At 63.3% G+C, this 21,200-nt stretch carries 21 protein-coding genes and 1 riboswitch; of the genes, 14 read left to right on the forward strand and 7 right to left on the reverse strand.

Translation table 11 applies throughout. The annotated features are described in order from the left end of the window. Positions 1–5 precede the first annotated feature (5 nt). The gene (locus tag LOZ74_RS07705; RefSeq protein WP_230293556.1) at positions 6–707 is read right to left on the reverse strand and encodes a uroporphyrinogen-III synthase; all 702 of its coding nucleotides are present in this window, start codon (positions 705–707) and stop codon (positions 6–8) included. Then, complete coding sequence (gene hemC, locus LOZ74_RS07710) at positions 704–1,579, reverse strand: hydroxymethylbilane synthase (RefSeq protein WP_230293557.1); 876 nt, start codon at positions 1,577–1,579, stop codon at positions 704–706. Before hemC ends, LOZ74_RS07705 begins: the two co-directional genes overlap by 4 nt. A gap of 132 nt (positions 1,580–1,711) precedes the next feature. Here hemC and tsaD point away from each other — a divergent pair, with 132 nt between their 5' ends. From tsaD to LOZ74_RS07740, 6 genes are read left to right on the forward strand one after another with little or no spacing between them, the layout of a single operon-like run. Beyond that, the gene (gene tsaD, locus LOZ74_RS07715; RefSeq protein WP_230293558.1) at positions 1,712–2,833 is read left to right on the forward strand and encodes a tRNA (adenosine(37)-N6)-threonylcarbamoyltransferase complex transferase subunit TsaD; all 1,122 of its coding nucleotides are present in this window, start codon (positions 1,712–1,714) and stop codon (positions 2,831–2,833) included. After that, positions 2,830–3,834 (forward strand): NAD(P)H-dependent glycerol-3-phosphate dehydrogenase, encoded by a 1,005-nt coding sequence (locus LOZ74_RS07720; protein ID WP_230293559.1) that lies wholly within the window; start codon positions 2,830–2,832, stop codon positions 3,832–3,834. Before tsaD ends, LOZ74_RS07720 begins: the two co-directional genes overlap by 4 nt. Continuing rightward, on the forward strand, positions 3,831–5,381 hold the full coding sequence (locus LOZ74_RS07725) for a lipopolysaccharide biosynthesis protein (protein WP_230293560.1): 1,551 nt from the start codon (positions 3,831–3,833) through the stop codon (positions 5,379–5,381). The genes LOZ74_RS07720 and LOZ74_RS07725 overlap by 4 nt, the downstream gene beginning before the upstream one ends. A gap of 40 nt (positions 5,382–5,421) precedes the next feature. Next, a complete protein-coding gene (locus LOZ74_RS07730) occupies positions 5,422–6,180 on the forward strand; it encodes an OmpA family protein (protein WP_230293561.1) in 759 nt (252 codons plus the stop codon). Positions 6,181–6,205: 25 nt separating this feature from the next. Continuing rightward, complete coding sequence (locus LOZ74_RS07735) at positions 6,206–6,403, forward strand: hypothetical protein (protein ID WP_230281197.1); 198 nt, start codon at positions 6,206–6,208, stop codon at positions 6,401–6,403. Then, on the forward strand, positions 6,404–7,039 hold the full coding sequence (locus LOZ74_RS07740) for a hypothetical protein (RefSeq protein WP_230293562.1): 636 nt from the start codon (positions 6,404–6,406) through the stop codon (positions 7,037–7,039). Positions 7,040–7,063: 24 nt separating this feature from the next. Here the strand turns inward: LOZ74_RS07740 and LOZ74_RS07745 are convergent, their stop codons facing one another. The 3 genes from LOZ74_RS07745 to uvrB form a co-directional block, all read right to left on the reverse strand. Further along, entirely contained in the window at positions 7,064–7,606 is a 543-nt protein-coding gene (locus LOZ74_RS07745; RefSeq protein ID WP_230293563.1) for a hypothetical protein, read from the reverse strand. Further along, positions 7,596–9,119, reverse strand: a complete 1,524-nt coding sequence (locus LOZ74_RS07750) for a S10 family peptidase (RefSeq protein ID WP_230293564.1) — start codon at positions 9,117–9,119, stop codon at positions 7,596–7,598. Before LOZ74_RS07750 ends, LOZ74_RS07745 begins: the two co-directional genes overlap by 11 nt. A gap of 88 nt (positions 9,120–9,207) precedes the next feature. Then, positions 9,208–11,394 (reverse strand): excinuclease ABC subunit UvrB, encoded by a 2,187-nt coding sequence (gene uvrB / locus LOZ74_RS07755; RefSeq protein WP_230293565.1) that lies wholly within the window; start codon positions 11,392–11,394, stop codon positions 9,208–9,210. A gap of 123 nt (positions 11,395–11,517) precedes the next feature. On the opposite strand from uvrB, the gene LOZ74_RS07760 reads away from it, so the two are divergent. From LOZ74_RS07760 to LOZ74_RS07790, 7 genes are all read left to right on the forward strand, one after another. Continuing rightward, a complete protein-coding gene (locus LOZ74_RS07760; protein ID WP_230293566.1) occupies positions 11,518–12,051 on the forward strand; it encodes a DUF3617 domain-containing protein in 534 nt (177 codons plus the stop codon). Between the two features lie 97 nt (positions 12,052–12,148). Next, positions 12,149–13,123 carry a triacylglycerol lipase gene (locus LOZ74_RS07765; protein WP_230293567.1) on the forward strand — a complete coding sequence of 325 codons (975 nt, stop codon included), beginning with the start codon at positions 12,149–12,151 and terminating at the stop codon, positions 13,121–13,123. Between the two features lie 10 nt (positions 13,124–13,133). Next, complete coding sequence (locus LOZ74_RS07770; RefSeq protein ID WP_230293568.1) at positions 13,134–14,570, forward strand: circularly permuted type 2 ATP-grasp protein; 1,437 nt, start codon at positions 13,134–13,136, stop codon at positions 14,568–14,570. Further along, positions 14,570–15,514: an alpha-E domain-containing protein gene (locus tag LOZ74_RS07775; protein WP_230293569.1), complete on the forward strand. Its 945-nt coding sequence runs from the start codon at positions 14,570–14,572 to the stop codon at positions 15,512–15,514. The genes LOZ74_RS07770 and LOZ74_RS07775 overlap by 1 nt, the downstream gene beginning before the upstream one ends. Positions 15,515–15,533: 19 nt before the next feature. Beyond that, positions 15,534–16,505 (forward strand): transglutaminase domain-containing protein, encoded by a 972-nt coding sequence (locus tag LOZ74_RS07780; RefSeq protein WP_370638887.1) that lies wholly within the window; start codon positions 15,534–15,536, stop codon positions 16,503–16,505. Positions 16,506–16,616: 111 nt separating this feature from the next. Next, complete coding sequence (locus LOZ74_RS07785; protein WP_230293570.1) at positions 16,617–17,375, forward strand: proteasome-type protease; 759 nt, start codon at positions 16,617–16,619, stop codon at positions 17,373–17,375. A gap of 190 nt (positions 17,376–17,565) precedes the next feature. Next, positions 17,566–18,195: a response regulator transcription factor gene (locus tag LOZ74_RS07790; RefSeq protein ID WP_230293571.1), complete on the forward strand. Its 630-nt coding sequence runs from the start codon at positions 17,566–17,568 to the stop codon at positions 18,193–18,195. Between the two features lie 60 nt (positions 18,196–18,255). Here the strand turns inward: LOZ74_RS07790 and LOZ74_RS07795 are convergent, their stop codons facing one another. Next, positions 18,256–18,828, reverse strand: a complete 573-nt coding sequence (locus LOZ74_RS07795; protein WP_230293572.1) for a TMEM165/GDT1 family protein — start codon at positions 18,826–18,828, stop codon at positions 18,256–18,258. Positions 18,829–18,878: 50 nt separating this feature from the next. Then, a riboswitch (yybP-ykoY riboswitch) is annotated at positions 18,879–19,064 on the reverse strand. Between the two features lie 30 nt (positions 19,065–19,094). Then, positions 19,095–19,814, reverse strand: coding sequence for an extensin family protein (locus tag LOZ74_RS07800; RefSeq protein ID WP_230293573.1), 720 nt, complete (start codon positions 19,812–19,814; stop codon positions 19,095–19,097). Between the two features lie 209 nt (positions 19,815–20,023). Here LOZ74_RS07800 and LOZ74_RS07805 point away from each other — a divergent pair, with 209 nt between their 5' ends. Beyond that, positions 20,024–21,145 carry a phosphoserine transaminase gene (locus LOZ74_RS07805; protein WP_230293574.1) on the forward strand — a complete coding sequence of 374 codons (1,122 nt, stop codon included), beginning with the start codon at positions 20,024–20,026 and terminating at the stop codon, positions 21,143–21,145. Positions 21,146–21,200: the final 55 nt, after the last annotated feature.

Raw genomic sequence — 21,200 nt, forward strand, 5'->3', positions numbered from 1 at the left:
GTGTTCTATATCATTCCTGTGGCGCCGCTTTGGCACATTTGTTTCGCCAAGGCCAGTAATGCGGCATCGTCGGGTGACGGGGCATGGCGGCAGTCGGCCCAGCCTGTGCCCGCCCTTTCGGCAATACGCGGGGCAAGGCAGGCCAATGCGATCCCGCAGCGCGCAATTCCCAGCCGGTCGCATTCATTCGCGAAATGGGCCGCCCCTTCACCCGAATGCAGCAATACCAGTGCCCCGCCAGCCAGCAGGCCCGCCAGATTGCCGGACATGGGTAATGGCACGACGCGATAAAGGATGCGTGTTTCGACCGTGATACCGGCCGATAGGTCGAGCGGGACATGCGCCTCCCCCGACAGGCGCAACAGGTGGGAAAGCCCGCGCGCCGTGGCATGCGGCAACAGGTTCTGCATGCCGCGCGCGCCGGTGGCGATGACGTCAAAACCAGCCTGCCGCGCAGCCTGCGCCGTCGTTTCCCCGACGCATAATGCGGGAAGCGGGGTCAGCGATTGCAAGCCGGTTCCGCCATGGCGCAAGGAATTGGCACTGCCCAGCAGGACCGCGTCGAACGCACCGGCATCGGGAACCGCCCATGGCACCGGCTGCGTCTCGAACAAGGGATGGCTTTCGATTGTCATCCCCTGGTGCGCGCCGCGATCGACGGTCGCGGCATCGCCCGGTGCGGGGCGGATCGTGATGACCGGGATCACGCCGCGCCGCTGAAATGCACGGTAATCGCGGCGGGTGCGTCGGCCAGCAGCGCCTTGGCCAGACGGGCGGGCGCATCTGCGTCGTCCGCGGCGAATTCAGCCTGTCTGTCGACCCGCAACGCGCCATCGGGGCTGAAAATCGCCGCGCGCATTGCCAGCTTTTCGCTTCCCGTGGTCAGTACCGCGACGGGGCTGTGGCAATTGCCGCCCAGCGCCAGCAGCAACGCGCGCTCCGCCATCACTTGCGCGGCGGTAGTGGCGTGATCGATGGCGGAAAGCCATGTGCGCATATCGGCATCGTCGGTGCGGCATTCTATGCCGATGGCGCCTTGCGCGGGGGCGGGCAGCCAGTCGGCCACCTCCAGCCTGTGCCCCACGCCGGTCTGTTCCAGCCGGTCCAGCCCCGCGGCGGCCAGCAATGTCACATCGGCTTCGCCTGCCTGCAGCTTGGCAAGCCGCGTCGCGACATTGCCGCGAAAGCCGGTAATCGTCAGATCGGGCCGCAGGTTCAGCATTTGCGCGGCACGGCGCGGCGCGCTGGTGCCCAGTGTCGCTCCCCGCGGGATGGCGGCAACGGAGGACGCGCCGATCAGTACATCGCGCACATCGGCGCGCGGCAGCAAAGCCGCGATGGTCAGCGCATCGGGGCGGACCGTTTCGACATCCTTCATCGAGTGAACGGCGAAATCGATTGCCCCTTCGCCCAGAGCCGCGTCCAGTTCCTTGGTCCACAGCGCCTTGCCGCCGATTTCGGCCAGCGGGCGGTCCTGTATCCGGTCCCCGCTGGCCAGAACGGGCACGATTTCGACCGCATCGGGCGACCAGCCATGCGCGGCGATCAGACGGTCGCGCGCCTCATACGCTTGTGCCATGGCGAGTGGCGAACGTCTTGTGCCCAGCCTGAGTATGCGTTGAGGGCAGGGGGCGGCGGGCGGCGAGGGTTTGGCGGGACTTGTCATGCAGCGGCTTGTGCTAGCGGGGCAAAGCGTTCAGGGGAAGTTGCCATGAGCAGCCCATCCCCCGATTGGCCCCACCCGACCGCACCGGTTCAGCCCGCACAGGGCAGCGATTCAACGCGTCGCCGTGTCGTATTGGGTATCGAATCGAGTTGCGACGAAACCGCCGTGGCGCTGGTTGCCGGTGATCGCACGATTATCGCACAGGCCATCGCATCGCAGGACGCGCATCACGCGCCCTTTGGCGGCGTGGTTCCCGAAATCGCGGCCCGCGCCCATGTCGAGGTGCTGGCCCCGATGGTTGAACGCGTGCTCGACGAAGGCGGGATGGCGCTTGGCGATGTGGATGCGATCGCGGCCACTGCCGGACCCGGCCTGATCGGCGGGGTCATGGTGGGGCTTGTCACGGCGAAGGCGCTTGCCATGGCGGGGGACAAGCCTCTGCTGGCCATCAACCATCTGGAAGGGCACGCGCTAAGCCCGCGTCTGGCCGATGCGGGGCTGGCGTTTCCCTATCTGCTGCTGCTGGCATCGGGCGGCCATTGCCAGATATTGGAAGTGCGCGGCGTGGGTGACTATCGCCGCCTTGCCACGACCATCGACGATGCGCTGGGTGAGGCTTTCGACAAGACTGCCAAGATACTGGGCCTGGGCTTTCCGGGTGGCCCCGCGGTAGAGCGTCTGGCGCGGGAGGGCGATCCAAAGGCAGTGCCTTTGCCCCGCCCGTTGAAGGGATCGGCGGAACCGCATTTCTCTTTCGCGGGGCTGAAAAGCGCGGTGCTGCGGGCGCATGAAAGCGGGATATACAATCCTGCCGATCTGGCGGCGAGCTTTCAGCAGGCAGCCATGGACTGCGTGATAGACCGGACGACCCGCGCGCTGGAGCAGGCCGATGGCATGACTGCACTGGTCGTGGCGGGCGGGGTTGCGGCGAATGCGTCGCTGCGCGGCGCGCTGGAAAATCTGGCGGGCAGGCACGGGCTTGATTTCGCCGCCCCGCCGATGAAACTTTGCACCGATAATGCGGCGATGATCGCATGGGCCGGGCAGGAGCGGCTGAACGCCGGGCTGGCGGAACCGGGCGGAGATCCGCTGTCGGTCGCCGCACGTCCGCGCTGGCCGCTCGATCCCGATGCAGAGGCCGTACGGGGAGCGGGAGTGAAGGCATGAACGACGCATCGCGGATCGGCGTGATCGGCGCCGGTGCATGGGGCACGGCACTGGCGCAGATGCTGGCCGCCGATGGCGCGCCGGTGACATTATGGGCGCGCGAGGAAGAGGTGGTGCAGGGCATCAACAGCGCCCGCCGCAACGCGCTCTATCTGCCCGATGCGCCGCTCAGCCCCTCTATCGTGGCAAGCAGCGATCTGGAGGCAATGGCCGGTTTCGACACATTGCTGATCGTGACACCTGCGCAGCATCTGGGTTCGGTCATGGGCGGTGCGCTGGCGGAATTTGCGGGCGATGCCGTGCTGTGCGCCAAGGGGATCGAGGCGGGATCGGGCCGTCTGATGGCCGATGTTGCGCATGATGCGGCGCCCGATGCGCAGCTTGCGGTACTGTCGGGGCCTACTTTCGCGCATGAAGTGGCAGCCGGATTGCCCACCGCAGTCACGCTGGCGTGCACTGGCGGCGATGCGCAATGGCAGCGCCTGTCGGCACAGATTGCCCGGCCGAGCTTCCGGCCCTATTACTCTGACGACATGACCGGTGCCGAGATCGGGGGCGCGGTGAAGAACGTGCTCGCCATCGCATGCGGCGTGGTCGACGGGCTGGCGCTGGGCCAGAACGCGCGGGCGGCCACCATCGCGCGCGGCTATGCCGAGATGTTGCGCTTTGGCCTTGCGCGCGGGGCGCAGGCGGAAACCCTGTCGGGCCTGTGCGGGCTTGGCGATCTGGTGTTGACCTGTTCGTCGACCTCCAGCCGCAATTTCTCGCTGGGCCGCGCTTTGGCTGCAGGGACGCCCGCTGCCGAATTGATGGCCAATCGCCGTACCGTTGCCGAAGGAGCGTTCACTGCTCCCGTGCTCAACGCGCTGGCCGATGATCTGGGCATCGCCATGCCCATAACGCAGGCGGTTTGCGCCCTGCTCGCGGGCGAAACGAGTGCGAATGACATGGTGCGCGGCATTCTGGCGCGTCCGCTGCGACCCGAGATGGAAACGCCGTGACCGGCCAGAACGGCGCGCCCGATACGGCGCAGGGCCCGCAGGACGAGCAGGACAGAGATGGCGGATCGAACGATCTGGCCACTCTGGCCAAGGGCGGGCGCACCAATTTCTTCGGCTTTCTGCTGCGCCTTGTCGCGCGCTTGCCGTTTCTGTTTATCGCGGGCCGGTTTTACGGCGCGGACCAGCTGGGGCGCTTTGCCTCGGCATTGATCATTATCGAGATTGGCGGACAACTCGCGACTTTAGGGTTGAAACGCGGCCTTGCGAAAGAGCTGGGGCAAAGTGACCGCGAGGAATCCGCCGTCATCGCCGACGGGCTGCTGCTGTCGCTGCTGTTCTCCTCGCTGCTGGCGGGGATTCTGTTCATCTTCCCCGATCCGATGTTTCCCAATGGCATGAACAGCCGGTGGGATTTGCTGTTGCCCTTTGCGCTGGTGTTTCTGTCGGTCACCGAAGTGATGCTGGCGGCGCTGGCGTTCCGGTTCAATATCGCGGCCACCGTGCGAAGCCGCGCCGTGGTGGAGCCTTGGGTGCTGTCCATCGCGGCAGGGGCGTTGCTGTTCGTGCCCGCGCTGGCAGAGGGCGGGCTGGCGATCAGCTATCTTCTGTCGGTCGCGGCGGCGGCGGTGACGGCCTTTATCCCGATGCTGCGCATGTATGGCATTCCGCACGGGTGGAAACCGCAGACGATCCGTTTGCTGCAAATCGCGCGCGAGAACCTGCCGCTGGCACTGGCCGACGCGATCGAATGGGGCACGCGGCGGCTGGATATCGCGATCCTTGGCATATTCGTCAGCCCGGCGACCGTCGGCGTGTATTATGTCGCCGTGCAGGTCGCCAGCCTGCCGCAAAAGCTGAAGACCAGTTTCGAGCCGATCCTTGGCCCCGTCATCGTGCGCAAGCTGAACGAGAAGGATTTTGCCGCCATCGCGCGTCAGGTCTGTCAGGCGGGGTTCTGGATTATTGCCGCGCAAACCGGCGTCGCGCTGGCGCTAGGCATTCCGGGCGAGGCGGTGATGGGCCTTGTCGGGCCGGGTTTCGTCGGCGGCACGGGCGCGCTGGCCTTTCTGCTGGGGGCCGAAGTCGTGGCGGCCACGGCCGTCGTATCCGAAGCGGCGCTGATCTATCTGGCGCGCATCCGCAATCTGGCGGTTTCGGTCATGACACTGGCGCTGCAGGGCGTGCTGACCGTGGCGCTGATCATGCTGGCGCAGCATTTCGAACTGGCAGAGCCGTTTCAGGCGGCTTCGGTCGCGCTGGCCTTGGGGCTGGTACTGGCATTCGCATCGATCACCAAGTCCAGAATGCTGGGCCGCATGCTGGGCCAGTCGATCAATAATTTCCGCTGGCCGCTGATCTGGGCCATCGCGCCGGCCGTGGTCGTCGGCTATCTGTTCACGCTGACGCCGGAGTGGATCGAGCTTGCCATCGGCGCGCCCGCGATCCTTGCAACCTATGGCTATGTCATATGGAAACGCGGTTTCGGGCCCGAGGATCGCGTCTTGTTCAAATCGGGCAACAAGGCCGGGGCGAGCGCGGAAGGGTGACATGCTTTCACCGACCGGAATGCTTCGCTAGGGAAGGGTCATGAGCCTTATTCTTGCCATACCGACCTGGCTGCGTGTGCTGACCGGTGCGATCATAACGGCATGCATCGCCCTGATCGCCAATGCGCAGACGGGCGAGAATATGATCGAGCGGCTTGAGGCGCGGGCGCAAAAGGCGATCGCGGCCCATGGCGGCACCGGCATTACAGCCGATTTCACCACCACCAATGGCTGGCCCACGCGCCATCCTGTCCTTCGCGGCGGAGAGGATTTGCCCGACGATGTCCGCGCCCGCGTGGCGCGTGCCGTGGCCGATCTGCCCGGCGTCGGAGGTGCGCATTGGGACCGCCGTTCGCGCAGCATGGCGATGCCCGAGCCTGTGATCGAGGCCGGTCCCTATCACTGCCAGCGCGATGTGGAGACTTTGCTGGCCGTGCGCGTGATCCGTTTCGGCCAGAGCAGCGCCGAGATCGATCCGGCGAGCGAGGTTTTACTGGACGAGGTTGCAGGCGCGCTGAAACCGTGCAGGGGCAGCATTATCGCGATCACCGGCCATTCGGACGCGGTGGGCGATGCATCGGTCAATCTGCGCCTGTCGCGTGAGCGGGCCGCGGCGGTTCGCAGCGCTTTGGTGCAGCGCGGGTTGCCCCGCGATTCGCTGCGTGCCGCAGGCGTGGGGTCGGCACAGCCGATCGAGGGGCTGGAGCCCGAGGACCCCGCCAACCGCCGCATCGAGTTTTCGGTGATCGAAGTCGCACCGTTAAAGCCGACGCCCATCGATATTCCCGATGCCGGTTGAACGAGAAAAGGGTTAGAGGCAGTCTATGCCGCTTTGGGTTGAACTGATGGTCTTTATGCTCATCGTCTATGGCGCGGTGCTTGCGCTGATGATGAGCTGGCTGCAACGCCGCGCCCGTCTGGCGCGTTTGACGCAAGAGCGTGCCAAGAGGCAGGTGTCGAAAGGCCGGATCTATCGGGGGCAACCGGTGGGCGGCGATATAGGGAAGAGCGAGGAAAGCTAAATGGTTGAGATGATCCAGTCGAACTGGCTGGCGTTCCTGCTGGTCGTGATCGTGGCCGTGCTGATCGCCGTCTGGTTGATCGCAAGGCCCAAGAAAACGCGTGATCGCAGTTTTCGACCCGATGTGCTGGACGAGGGCGTCGCGCCCGCGCAGCGCAATCAGGCCTTTATCGATGCACCGCCCGCCAGCGCGGGCAAGCCTCTGCATGAGCACGAGCCGCCCGCCGTGCCCGAAACGCTGGGCGGTGCAGGGGTGGCCGTCGCCGCCGCCGCGCTGATGGCCGAGGAAGAGCATGAGGCAGCCGAGGCCGCCAAGGCCGCACCGCAGGACCAGATGCCCGAGACTGCCGAGGATGCGCAGGCCGTGGCCGCGGCGATCAAGCTGCACGATGACGGCGCGACCGACGATATGACGCGGATCAAGGGCGTGGGGCCGAAACTGGCCGAATTGCTCTCGTCCATGGGTATTTCGCGCTATGACCAGATCGCGGCATGGAGCGATTCCGACGTTCAGGAAATCGACGCGAAGATGGGGCGCTTTTCCGGCCGGATCGAACGTGACGACTGGCGGACGCAGGCGCGTTACCTCGCCAGCGGGGATACCGCCGGTTACGAAGAAAAATTCGGCAAGCTTTAGGCGGCGGTTTTTTTACGGCGGCCTTTATGCGGCTACCGGCGCTTGGGGGGCTTGCGGCTTGCAGCCCTCCACCAGATCGCCCAGAACGGACGATGCGGGAAAGATGACCTTTCCGCCGCCCGCGACCGTGGCATAGAACGGCCCGCCGGTCAGCGCGATCCAGTTCCTATCATCGGCGGGAAGCGCGCCCGCCCAGCGTGCGCCATTATTGTCGACCGGCAGCCGCAAAACGCCGCGATAGCCGACGAAGGAGAGCATCGCTTTCGCCCCCTTGTCGGACGGGACATTGCGCACTGCCTCTACCATGCCGTTCCGGCACGCGATTTTCAGCAGGGCAGGTTGGCCGGGTTCGCCGTAAAGCGCGGTCTGGCCCTTGCGCTGCCAGCGACCGTCTTGCGGATCGATCTTGCCGGGCATGGCATGGCCCGATGCGGCATGCGCGGTGCCGGTCAGTTGCAAACGGATGGGCGCGGCGGCTGCAGCCTGCTCGTCATCGCCCGAACACCCCGTCAGCGCAAGGGCGGCGAGCAGAAGGCCCGCGCCGATCCAGCCAGCCTTATCGCGCATTGATGAACGCCCTGACATCGCGGGAAAGCTTGGCGCGGTCCTGATCGCGGATATACATCATATGTCCTGAATCGTAATATTGGAACTCGATACGGGAGGGGTCGAAACCGGTGCGCGACAGCGAGTATTCGGCGGCGAAGAAAGGCGTGGCGAAATCGTACCAGCCTTGGCCGACGAAGATACGCATGTCCGAATTTTCGCGCAGCGCCTTGCCCAGATAAGGCGCCACCGACAGATAGGCATTGGTGTCGCGCCCGCCCTGCAACTTCCAGTCCCAGTCGCCCACGCCGCCGATGGTGACATACTGGCGCTCGGTCTCGTACCCGATGTCGTCGCGCAGCCAGCTATTGATCGCGGCGGCATAGCCCGCATCGATGCCATAGAAGCTGGGGTCGTTGTCGGGATATTCGCCCGCGCTGTCGTAATCGACGCCCGTATAGCGGCTGTCGAGCCGTCCGACGGTCAGCCCGCGATCGCGCAGCAATTCCTTATAGAAACGGCCCGGCGTGACGCGCAGGTCCGCGCGGTCGAGATAGGCTTCGGACAGGCCCGTCAGGCGGGCCAGCTCCGCGCGCACGCTGGCACGTTCGGCATCGGGCAGGGACTGCCCTTTCAGCAAGGCAGCGGCATAGGGGCCGATGGCGAACTGGCGCGCTTCCTCGACCAGCGCCTCGACCGAGGTGCCTTGCACCTTGCCGTGATAATGCGCGGTCGCGGTCATGGTGGGCAGGTTGGTGATATAGGAAAGCTCGTTCCCCTCGGTATCCGCGCCGGCCGCGAAGTCGAGGATGGTCGAGATCAGGATCACGCCGTTCAGGCCGACATCGTTATACCCGCCCTCAAGCTCGCGCACCACGGCGGCGCTGCGGGTGGTGCCATAGCTTTCGCCGCCAAGGAACTTGGGGCTGTTCCAGCGGCCGTTTTCCCCCAACCATTTGCGAATGACCGCCGCGACCGATTTGGCATCGGCAGTGACGCCCCAGTAATCGTTCGGGTCGGTATCGCCGATGGCGTGGCTGAAACCCGTGCCGACCGGATCGATGAACACGATATCGGTCACGTCCAGCAGCGAATCCGGATTGTCGAGAATGGGATAGGGCGGCCCGCCGTCGTCCTGCGCTTCCGAAGGGATCGCGACGCGTTTGGGGCCGAATGCACCCATCTGCAACCAGACAGAGCCCGAACCCGGCCCCCCATTGTACAGGAAGGTGACGGGCCGCGATGTGTCGCGCGGTTCGGCGATATAGGACATGGTGACGATCGCGGCCTTGGGCGTTCCGTCGTCGCCTTTCAGCACCTGTTCCTGAACCGTGGCGGTATAGGTGATGCGCTTGCCGCCAAATGTGCCGCTCAGCTTCTTCGATGCCGAGTTCGCCTCATAGCCGGTGGCCGGCTTCGCCTCATCGTCCGCAGGGGCGGCAAGCGCGGTTGCAGGGGCGGCAAGGCTGGCGGGAAGGGCGGAACCGATAAGCGCGATGGCAAGGGCGCGCCGGATGCGATTGCGGATGATCATGGCGGCATACATGCGGCGATTGCGGGGGTAACGCAATTTGGGTCACCGCGTTATCCCCCCGATTTGGCGCAAAAACCGGTTGCGGACGTTACTTTTTCCACTTCCTTTGCGTCTTGCCGAACCGCGTCTTGCGGGTGCCCGGCTTGCCTTCATTGCTGCGCCCCACGATGGGCGCGCGCTTCTGGTCGTCGGGCAGGCCCAGTTCCTCGCCTTCCAGCCTACGAATTTCGTCGCGCAGGCGGCCAGCTTCCTCAAACTCGAGATCGGCGGCGGCTGCACGCATGCGCCCCTCCAGTTCCTCGATATAGGCACGCAGGTTGTGGCCGACCAGATTGTTGCGCTCATCATCGCCGGTATCGACGGTCACGCCATCCTTCGATGCGGTGTCGGCAACGATATCGGCAATGCGCCGCTTGATGGTGGCGGGCGTGATGCCATGTTCTTCGTTATAGGCGCGCTGCTTTTCGCGGCGGCGGTCGGTTTCCGCCATGGCGCGCTCCATGCTGCCGGTAATGCGGTCTGCGTAAAGAATCACGCGCCCGTCCACATTGCGCGCCGCGCGCCCGATGGTCTGGATCAGCGATGTTTCGCTGCGCAGGAAACCTTCCTTGTCGGCATCGAGAATGCAGACCAGCCCGCATTCGGGAATATCCAGCCCTTCGCGCAGCAGGTTGATGCCGACCAGCACGTCATAGACGCCCAGCCGCAGATCGCGGATCAGTTCGATACGCTCCAGCGTTTCGACATCGGAGTGCATATAGCGGACCCTGACGCCCGCCTCGTGCATGAATTCGGTCAGATCCTCGGCCATGCGCTTGGTCAGCGTGGTGACCAGCGTGCGATATCCCTTTTTCGCGGTTTCCTTGCATTCGTTGATGCAGTCCTGAACCTGATCCTCCACAGGCCGGATATCGACCGGCGGGTCGATCAGGCCGGTCGGGCGAATGACCTGTTCGGCAAAAACGCCGCCCGTTTCTTCCATTTCCCAGCCACCCGGCGTGGCCGATACGCAGAATGTTTGCGGGCGCATCGCGTCCCACTCGTTAAACCGCAGCGGCCGGTTGTCGATACAACTGGGCAGGCGAAAGCCATATTCGGCCAGGGTCAGTTTCCGGCGGTGGTCCCCGCGCGCCATCGCACCGATCTGCGGCACGGTCTGGTGGCTTTCATCCACGAACAGCAGTGCATTGTCGGGCAGATATTCGAACAGCGTCGGCGGAGGCTCGCCCGGCAGGCGGCCTGTCAGGAAGCGCGAGTAATTCTCGATCCCCGCACAGGAACCGGTGGCATTGATCATTTCAAGGTCGAAATTGGTGCGCTGTTCCAGTCGCTGATGCTCCAGCAGCTTGCCCTCGGCCTCCAACTCCTTCAGCCGTTCGGCCAGTTCGAATTTGATCGCCTCGGTCGCTTGCTTCATCGTCGGGCCGGGGGTGACATAGTGCGAATTGGCATAGACCCGCACCTTGTCGAGCGACGCGCCCTTCTTGCCGGTCAGCGGATCGAACTCGCTGATCTCCTCGATCTCGTCGCCGAAGAACGACACGCGCCATGCCATGTCTTCATAGTGCGAGGGGAAGATTTCCAGATTATCGCCGCGCACGCGGAAATTGCCGCGGGCAAAGGCAGCATCGTTGCGCTTGTATTGCAGGGCAACCAGCTTGCGGATGATTTCGCGCTGATCCTGCGTCTCGCCCTTTTTCAGGTCGAAGATCATCGCCGAATAGGTCTCGACCGATCCGATGCCATAAAGGCACGAGACAGAGGCGACGATGATCACATCGTCGCGTTCCAGCAACGCGCGAGTGGCCGAATGGCGCATCCGGTCGATCGCCTCGTTTACGCTCGACTCCTTCTCGATATAGGTGTCGGAGCGCGGGACATAGGCTTCGGGTTGGTAATAATCGTAATAGGATACGAAATATTCGACCGCGTTGTTTGGAAAGAAGCTCTTGAACTCGCCATAAAGCTGGGCGGCAAGGATCTTGTTGGGCGCAAGGATCAGGGCGGGCCGTTGCAGCCGTTCGATCACGCTGGCCATGGTAAAAGTCTTGCCACTCCCGGTCACGCCCAGCAGCACCTGTGTCTTCTCGTCCTCCTGCGCCGATTGCACCAGCTCTGCGATGGCGGTCGGCTGGTCGCCGGCGGGTTCATAATCGCTCACCAGTTCGAACCGTTTCCCGGGCAGCGATTTTTCCGGCCGGGCGGGGCGGTGCGGGGTGAAACTTTCGGACGTGTCGGGCTCTTCCAGCCCGCGGCGGATGACGAGTTCGGTCATGGAACGGGATATGGGTGCAATAGGCTGGCGGTGCAATTGCCCCGATGTGATTGCCAAGCGGTATCCCATCTGCAATGCACCATCGCCTGAACAAGCAGGGGAGCAGATTCAGTGCGAAACCAATTGAAATATACCGGTCTTATCGCGGTCGCCGCCATGGCGCTGGCCGCCTGTTCGAGCGAGCCCGAAGAACCCGCGGCCGAGCAGGCGATGAACATCGACGAGGCGGCCGAGGAATTCAGCAAGCTGGATAAGCCGGAGCCGGGTCAATACAAGCTCGAGGTGGAGATCACGAGTTTCGACCTGCCGGGCGCACCCGAAGGCGCGCTGGACCAGATGAAAAGCGTGATGGAAAGCGCCTATGCCGACGGTTTCTGCCTGACGGCGGAAGACGCCGAAAAGGGTTTCAAGGAGCAGCTGGGGCAAGTCGCCCAGAACGGCCAGTGCGATTTCAACCGGCTGTCGGTCGATAATGGCAAGGTCGATGCCAAGGCTGTTTGCGCGCTGGACGGCGGCACGATGGAAATGACGATGAACGGCACGGTGGGCAAGACCAGTTCCGATATCGTGGCCGATACCAAGATGAAGGCACAGGGTCAGGAAATGGCGATGACGATGCGGATGAAGCAGACCCGCACAGGCGACTGCGCCGCCTGATCCCGATCTCGGAACCGGAGTAAAACGGCCCGGCGGGAAACTGCGGGGCCGTTTTCGCATTGGTTGGATGGGGCGAAAAATGTTACAGCAAGGTTACATGAAACCCGATCATATCCATACCGGCATCCCCCGCGCCAATGCCCGCATGACCCGCCTGCCGCAGCAGGGATGGGCTGACACTGTTGTTCGTAAAGGGAAAACGACGACACCTAGCCAGCAAGTCGGTCGGGCGAATCCCGCGCCTGCCGATGCGCCGAGGCCGGGCAAGGGATTCGGTGTTCTTTATCGCGAATGGCAACGGCGTCACGCTTTGGCGCTGCGCCCTCAGCCCGAGGGTGTGTCGACCCCTTCGTCGCGCCTTTTGCTGAAAGAGCTGGCATCGCTGGCCGCGCCTGCCGCGTTCCGGATCGCGCATGGCAAGATGGATGTAACGATCCCCGAAGAATCGCGTGCGGTGATGCTGTTGCCCGGTTTCGGGTCGCATCCGTGGCGCATGGCCCCCATGCACAAGGCACTGGCCGAGGCAGGGCATTCGGTTACCGATTGGGGCCTCGGCTGGAACCTGGGCGCAAGCGAGGACCGGTTCGAACGCCTGTTGTCGCGCATCCGGCGCGTTTCCCGCGCCGAGGGGCGCAAGATCACGCTGGTCGGGTGGAGCCTTGGCGGCGTTTTCGCGCGCGAAGCGGCCAAGAGGCTGCCCGATCACGTCGAGATGGTGATCACGCTGGGCTCGCCGTTTTCGGGTGACATGCATGGCAATAACGGCTGGCGGCTGTATCACGCGATCGCGGGCCATCCGGTCGACGAACCGCCGGTAAAGGGCGAATTCGCGGCCAAGCCACCCGTGCCGACCGTCGCGATGTGGAGCGCGCAGGACGGTGTCGTCCATCGCCACTGCGCTTGCGGCAAACGGGAAGAGCGCGATTTCTCGCTCCATGTCCGGTGCACACATATGGGCTTTGCATGGCATCCCGCCTCGATCGAGGCGGTGTCATGGGTGCTCGCAAAATCACCCGAAAGTTTTACGCATCTTGCAACGCAGCAAAAAACCGGTGACAACCCCGACTCATGAGCGATAGCGCATGAGCCGGGACCAGAAACCTTCCTTTGACGAAATGCATGGCGAGGACGGCTCGATACGGGCCGCCTATGCCGGCTATTCGGACTGGTTCGACGAGCAGGATCCCCAAGCCCTGCGCAAGAAACACCGCGAGGCGGAAGCGTTCTTCCGCCGCACCGGGATCACCTTCAACGTCTACGGACAGGACGAGGCCGAGGAACGGCTAATCCCGTTCGATCCGGTGCCGCGCATCATCACCGCGCAGGAATGGCGCCGCCTGTCGCGCGGGATCGAGCAGCGGGTGAGGGCGCTCAACGCCTTTCTCCACGATCTTTATCACCGGCAGGAAATCGTGCGGTCCGGACGCGTGCCCGAATGGCTGCTGCGCGGTAATGCCGCGTTTTTGCCCAATATGTGCGGATTTACCCCGCCGGGCGGTATCTATACCCACATCACCGGCATCGATCTGGTCCGCACCGGCCCGAACGATTTCCACGTGCTGGAAGACAATGCCCGCACGCCCAGCGGCGTTTCCTATATGCTGGAAAACCGCGAAACGATGATGGCGATGTTCCCCGAACTGTTCACGCGGGTAAAGGTCGCGCCGGTATCGAACTATCCGCGGCGGCTGGCGCGCAGCCTTGCCGCCTGTGCGCCGCCTGCCTTCGACGGAAAGGGTAAGCCCGCCATCGCGGTGCTGACGCCGGGGATCTTCAATTCCGCTTATTACGAGCACAGCTTTCTGGCCGACCAGATGGGTGCCGAACTGGTGGAGGCGAGCGATCTGCGCGTCATTGACGGGCGCGTCCAGATGCGCACGACGCGCGGGTACAAGCCGCTGGACGTGATCTATCGCCGGATCGACGACGATTACCTCGACCCGCTGACGTTCAATCCCGAGAGCCTGCTGGGCGTGCCGGGGATCATGGATGTCTATCGTTCGGGCGGCATCACCATTGCGAATGCGCCCGGCACCGGCATTTCGGACGACAAGGCGCTCTACAGCTTCATGCCCGATATCGTGGAGTTCTATACCGGTGAGAAACCGCTGCTGCCCAATGTGGAAACCTGGCGCTGCATGGAGCCCGATGCACTGAAATATGTGCTGGATAACATCGCCGATCTGGTGGTGAAGGAAGTGCACGGTTCGGGCGGCTATGGCATGCTGATCGGCCCGACCGCGTCCAAGCGCGAAATCGCCAAATTCGTCCAGAAGCTGAAGGCGAACCCGCAAAACTATATCGCGCAGCCGACCCTGTCGCTTTCCACCGTGCCGATCCTTGCGAAAAAAGGGTTGAGCCCGCGCCATGTCGATCTGCGGCCCTTTGTGTTGATGAGCCCCAATGGCATCGACATCACGCCCGGCGGGCTGACGCGTGTGGCATTGAAACAGGGGTCGCTAGTGGTGAATTCCAGCCAGGGCGGCGGCACCAAGGACAGCTGGGTGCTGGAGGAATAATGCTAGGGCGCAGCGCAAACGGCGTATTCTGGATGTTCCGCTATCTCGAGCGGGCGGAGAATTGCGCCCGCCTGCTCGACACCGGATTCCGCATGGCGCTGACCAGCGATTCCATCACGGCGGAACAGGAATGGAGTTCTGTCCTCGAAACCGCGGGGATGACCGAATCCTATCTGGAAAAGAACGGCACCTTCACCGGCATGCAGGTGTGGAACTATATCCTGCGCGACAAGGACAATCCCAATTCGATCCGGTCGCTGATCGGGCAGGTGCGGACCAATGCGCGCGCGGTGCGCAACGTCATTACCGCCGAATTATGGCTGGCGGTGAACGAAAGCTATCTGCAGATCAACGATCTGCTGTCGCGGCCCGTGACGCAAAGCAATCTTGGCGATGCCATCGCGGCGGTCAAGCGCGAGGCGACGCTGGTGCGCGGCGCGATGGACGGGTCGATGCTGCGCAACGACATCTATAATTTCGCGCGCATCGGCAGCTTTATCGAGCGCGCCGACAACACGGCCCGTATTCTCGATGTCAAATATTACGTGCTGCTGCCTTCGCTTTCCTATGTCGGGTCCAGCCTCGACAATGTGCAGTGGGAAACGATCCTGCGCTCGCTGGGCGCGGAACGAGCCTATCGCTGGCTGAATTCGGGCCAGATGGATGCCAAGGGGATCGCCGATTTCCTGATCCTCGACGGACGCTTTCCGCGGTCGCTGGCGTTCTGCTATTCGAAGATACGGTCGAACCTTGGCAATCTGGCCCTGCAATATGGCGAGGAACTGCACGCGCACGAGTTGATGCGCAAGGCGGACATGCGCTTGCACGATGCCGATATCGAATCCATCTTCGATCAGGGGTTGCACGAATTTCTGTCGGATTTCATTTCCGACAATAACGAGATCGCGCACGCCGTCGAAACCGACTACCGCTTCTCGGATTGAGGGAGAGTACAGACGTCCCATGCGCCTTAACGTCCATCACCGCACCCGCTATCTCTTCGACGAACCCGTCGTGCACGCATTGCAGCGGCTGCACCTGACGCCGAAATCCACCAGCGGACAGCAGGTTGTGGACTGGACGATGCGCTATGAAGGCGCGCACGAGCAGTTGCAGTTCGACGATCACAATATGAACACCACCACGCTGATCGCGATCGAACCGGGCGTGACCGAAGTGATCATCGATTGCGAGGGCACGATCGAGACGGCGGATAATCACGGCATTATCGGGCGTCATGCGGGCCATCTGCCGTGCTGGCATTTTTCGGGGCATACGCCTTTGACCCGGCCGGGCGCGAAAATGCGTGCTCTGGCCGAGAAATTCCAGCGGGAGAGCGAGGCTCTGCCGATGCTTCACGCCTTGTCGGCCGCCGTCCTCGACGCGGTGAAATACGAAAAGGACAAGACCGACACCGGCACGCGGGCCGAAGACGCGCTGCATGCGGGTGAGGGTGTGTGTCAGGACCATGCGCATATCTTTATCGGCTGCGCGCGGCATCTGGGCATTCCGGCGCGCTATGTGTCGGGATATCTGCTGATGGAGCATAGCGACGAGCAGAAGGCGGGCCACGCATGGGCCGAGGCGCATATCGACGGTCTGGGCTGGGTGGGTTTCGACGTATCGAACCAGATCAGCCCCGACGAGCGCTATATCCGCGTCGCCAGCGGTCAGGATTATTCCGAGGCTGCGCCGGTCAAGGGCATTTCCATCGGTTGCAGCAATGCGGGGCTGGATGTCGATCTGACGGTCCGGCGCCAGCAGGGCCAATCCCAGCAGCAGGGCCAAACCCAACAGCAGGGACAGCAAAGGCAGAGCCAGAGCGTGAACGGTAAGAGCCTGAATGGGCACGGGCAATCGCAGAGCCAGTCGCAGCAAATCCAGTCGCAGCAGGGCCAGTCGAGCGATCCGAACGCCCCCGGCCCACAGGATTGATGCGCCGCCTGCTGTGAATCGCGCGATTTACGCCTATGGTACCGGTGTTCCCGCTGTCAGCCGTGCGGCCATGATGAAGGGCGGGAAAATGTTGAAACATGGGGGACGGGCGTGACCTATTGCGTCGGCATGATGCTCGACAAGGGTATCGTCATGATGAGCGATACGCGGACGAATTCGGGCGTCGATAATATCTCGGTATTTCGCAAGATGTTTCACTGGTCGGCTGACGACCGGATCATCGCGATCATGACGGCGGGCAATCTGGCGACCACGCAATCGGTGGTCAGCAAGCTGGAAGAACGCAACAAGGCGCCCGAGGACCGCGAACCGTCGATCCTGAAATGCACCACCATGTTCCAGGTCGCCAATCTGGTCGGGGAATTGCTGCGCGCCACGATCGAGGAGCGGCAGATTTCCAGCGATGGCCAGTCCGGCGGGCCGCGCTTTACCGCCAGCATGATCGTCGCGGGCCAGATCGCGGGCATGGAACCGCGCCTGTTCCTGATCTATCCCGAAGGCAATTTCATCGAGGCGAGCGCCGACACGCCGTTCTTCCAGATCGGCGAGACCAAATATGGGCGCCCCATCATCATCCGCGGCTATGACCGGACGATGAGCTTCGAGGACGGGGTCAAATTGCTGATGGTGTCGATGGATTCGACGCTGGCGGCCAATCTGTCGGTCGGCATGCCACTCGACGTGCTGGTGCTGGAACGCGACCGATTCGAACCGCTGCATGAAAAGCGGATCATGGCCAGCGACCCGTATTTTCAGGAAATCTCTTCGAGTTGGAGCGAAGCCTTGCGCACCGCATTCCATTCCTTGCCCGATTACAGCTTCGACGACGAACCCGAGTCGGTCGGCTGAATATGGCGTGATTGGTTGACGGTTTCCTGCTCCGAATGCCCGGAATACGCATGGCAGACCATATGGCGAGCGAGTGATTGCATCCATTCCGGATGGAATATCGACGGCACTCTCCGCCATTGAAAGGCAAATGAAATCAATAGGTCCATTACGGAATCAACCTTAGTGGCGGGTGCGCCATGGGGCCGACATGCTCGTGTCCATGGAACAGCGCATCATCATTCACATCGTCGACGCGGACCCGCGTAACAGGGCCAGCTTTGCCCGAACCATCTTCGATCTGGGCCATCATGCCGAGGTGTATGAGGGGATTGACGAGCTGACCGCGCATTTGCCTTCGCACGGGATCGTGCTGGCGCATGACGATCCGCAGGCCGGCGGGGTGGGCGATCTGATGAACGCGATTTCGTCGCAGGGCGCGTGGCTGCCCGTGATCGCAACGGCCCGTCACCCGCAAATGGACCGCGTGGTCAGCGCGATGCGTTCGGGCGCGTTCGACTATCTCGATCAGCCTCTGGACCCGATGGCGCTGTCGTCGATCCTGCGCCGCGTCGCGGGCGAGGCCGAGACGCAGGCCCGGCACCGCCGCCGCGCGATAGAGGCACGAACGCGCATCGCCATGCTGTCGAACCGCGAGAGGGAAGTGCTGGACCGTCTGGCAGAAGGCTGTTCGAACAAGGTGATCGCCCGCGACCTCGATATTTCTCCGCGCACGGTGGAAATCCATCGCGGCAATATGATGGACAAGCTGGGCGCGCGCCACGCGGCTGAAGCCGTCCGGCTGCGTCTGGAAGCGAGCCTTGGCGACTGGCTTCATTAAGCTCTCCTGGCGGGCGGCGGCGCGGTTCATGCCCGACGGTGCCGCCGCCCCGATCGGCAGCTATCCGATCCATCCGGCGGTTTGCGCCGCCAGCATCAGCCCGATAATGACGAACAGCGCGGCAGCGACCATGCGGATCGCTTTCAGCGACACGCGCCTTGTCAGCGCGTCGCCCGCGAATACGGCGGGTACATTGGCGATCATCATGCCCAGCGTTGTGCCCGCCGTCACCGCCAGCGTGGCATCGAAACGCGCGCCCAGCGCGATAGTGGCGATCTGGGTTTTGTCCCCAATCTCGACAAGGAAGAACGCCACCAGCGTCGTCAGAAACGCGCCGCCAAGGCTCTGGGGCTCCTCATCCTCGTCCAGCCTGTCGGGGATCAGCGTCCAGAGCCCCATGGCGACGAAGCCGGCAGCCACGGCATAGCGGAACCATATTCCGTCGAGCACCTCGGCCATGGTGGCGCCCAGCAGCGCGGCAAGGAAATGATTGGCGATAGTGGCGAACAATATGCCCCAGACCACCGGCCAGGGTTTGCGAAACCGCGCGGCCAGCACGATGGCAAGCAGCATGGTCTTGTCGCCGATCTCGGCAAGCGCGACGACGGCGGTGGAGGTAAGAAAGGCTTCCATCGGGCAAGTTCCAATCCAGATGCCGGGCGTATTCTGCAATAACCGATGACACACGAACCCCGCCCGGCAGAACCGGGTTCGCATGTCATGCGGTCTCGCCAGAAGCGCCTTGGACAGAGCGGTGGACGCTCTTGAAGGACTTGTCCCAACACCGCGACCTCTCGGCCGAGTATGTCGATGCTGGGCCCGCATTCCCATAGGTGTGCGGGCAGCTACTCCCCGGATGACGCGGCGGGTTTAGGAGAAGGGGATGCGATAGGCAAGCGTCAGCGGCAGTACCCGCCACCGTCCAGTTCCAGATGGAGATGATCCTCGTGCGCGCGGTTGTAATCGGGGCCCAGAACCGTCCCGAACCGCTTGCACGCGCTGTCGTGAATGGTGCGCAGGAACTGCCGTTCGGCGCTGCTGCCTTTCCACCCGCTTTCCACCGTGATCCGTCGCCCGTCGGCCAGCACGAAGCCCGAGATGTCGACTGCGCTGGCGGTCGAATGCGCCGAACGGCGGCTCGATCCCGCGACATTGCGACAATTATAGCTTCCGAATGTCTCAAGCTTGACGACGGGACTGCCCAAAATCTGCTGCGCCGCACGGCTGACCCCGAAGCGTGTCCAGTTCGACAGGTCTTGCGACAGCGAACAGGAGATGCGGGGCAGGTTGGTGACCGTGACGCGCGTGTTGTCGCTGGCCAGATGGTACAGCGTGACGGCATTGGTCGAACTGCACGATCCCGCAGCCAGATCGGGCAGAGGCACGAAATCTGCACCCAGCTCTGCCAGTCGCGTGCGGCAAATGCGTTCCTCGGCCGAAGGCTGGCTTCGCGGGACCGGTTGCACGACGGGTCGCGAGGTCGTCTTGGGAATATCGCGCGTCGCCTCGGGCGCGCAGCCGCCCAGCATTGCAGCTGCGCCCAGCGCCAATGCTGCCCCGAGTCGCCGTGCGGAGGGGTGGCAGACAGGGCGCAATGCGGGGTGGGTATCCATATTCATCGCTGTGAACCTTAGGCTTTCCACAATGCACCGGCCAAGCGCGCAATGGCGCTTTTCCAAGGGTTTTAGCGGTTTAGCCTTCACCGCAGATGAACCACACCCTGCCGGGCCCATGCGTCATTCGCTTGACACGGCGGCGTGTATCTTTAGGGCGGCCAGCGGGCCACGCGGTCCCAACGCCGCGCGTGCTCTCTGTAAGGAGAGTCTTAATGACTGATACAAAACCGACGCTACCGGCGCGTCCCTTTTTCTCGTCCGGTCCCTGTGCCAAACCCCCGGTTTGGGCTCCCGAAAAACTCAATCCCGCTTCGCTTGGACGCTCGCATCGCTCCAAGATCGGCAAGGCGCGTCTGGCCTATTGCATCGATCTTATGCGCGAATTGCTTGAGCTGCCCGAAACGCACCGCATCGGCATCGTGCCCGGTTCGGATACCGGCGCGTTCGAAATGGCGATGTGGACGATGCTAGGCGCACGCCCTGTCACCACGTTGGCGTGGGAAAGCTTTGGCGAGGGCTGGGTGACCGATGCGGTCAAGCAGCTGAAGCTCGATCCCACCGTGATGAAGGCCGATTACGGCCAGATCCCCGATCTTCAGGCGGTCGACTGGTCGAACGATGTGCTGTTCACCTGGAACGGCACCACCAGCGGTGCGCGCGTGCCGAACGCCGACTGGATCCCCGCGGATCGCGAAGGGCTGTCTTTCGCCGATTCCACCAGCGCCGTTTTCGCGCAGACCATCGACTGGTCCAAGATCGATGTCGCCACCTTCTCGTGGCAGAAGGTTCTGGGCGGAGAGGGCGGCCATGGCGTGCTGATCCTTGGCCCCCGCGCGGTCGAACGGCTGGAAAGCTATACGCCCGCATGGCCGCTGCCCAAGGTGTTCCGCCTGACGAAAGGCGGCAAGCTGGTCGAGGGCGTGTTCAAGGGTGAGACCATCAACACCCCGTCGATGCTGGCGGTGGAAGATGCGATCCTGTCGCTGGAATGGGCGAAGGAAATCGGCGGCAGCGCCGCGATGAAGGCGCGTGCGGACGCGAATGCGACGGCGCTGAACGCCATTGTCGAAGCGCGTCCGTGGCTGGGCCATCTGGTCGAAAACCCCGCGATCCGTTCCAATACCAGCGTGTGCCTGACGGTGCAGGGTGCCGACGCGGATTTCATCAAGCAATTCGCCAAGCTGCTGGAAGACGAAGGTGCGGCCTTTGACGTGGCTGGCTATCGCGATGCGCCTCCCGGTCTTCGCATCTGGTGCGGTTCGACCGTCGACACGGCGGATATCGATGCGCTCGGCCCGTGGCTCGACTGGGCCTATGGTCTGCTGACCGCCTGATCTGCGTGCGGCGGGATGTGAAGTCCCGCCTGCATCTTCCTGATTTCAAAAGATA

Origin of the sequence: Croceicoccus sp. Ery5 (assembly GCF_020985325.1) — a bacterium.
GTDB lineage: Bacteria > Pseudomonadota > Alphaproteobacteria > Sphingomonadales > Sphingomonadaceae > Croceicoccus.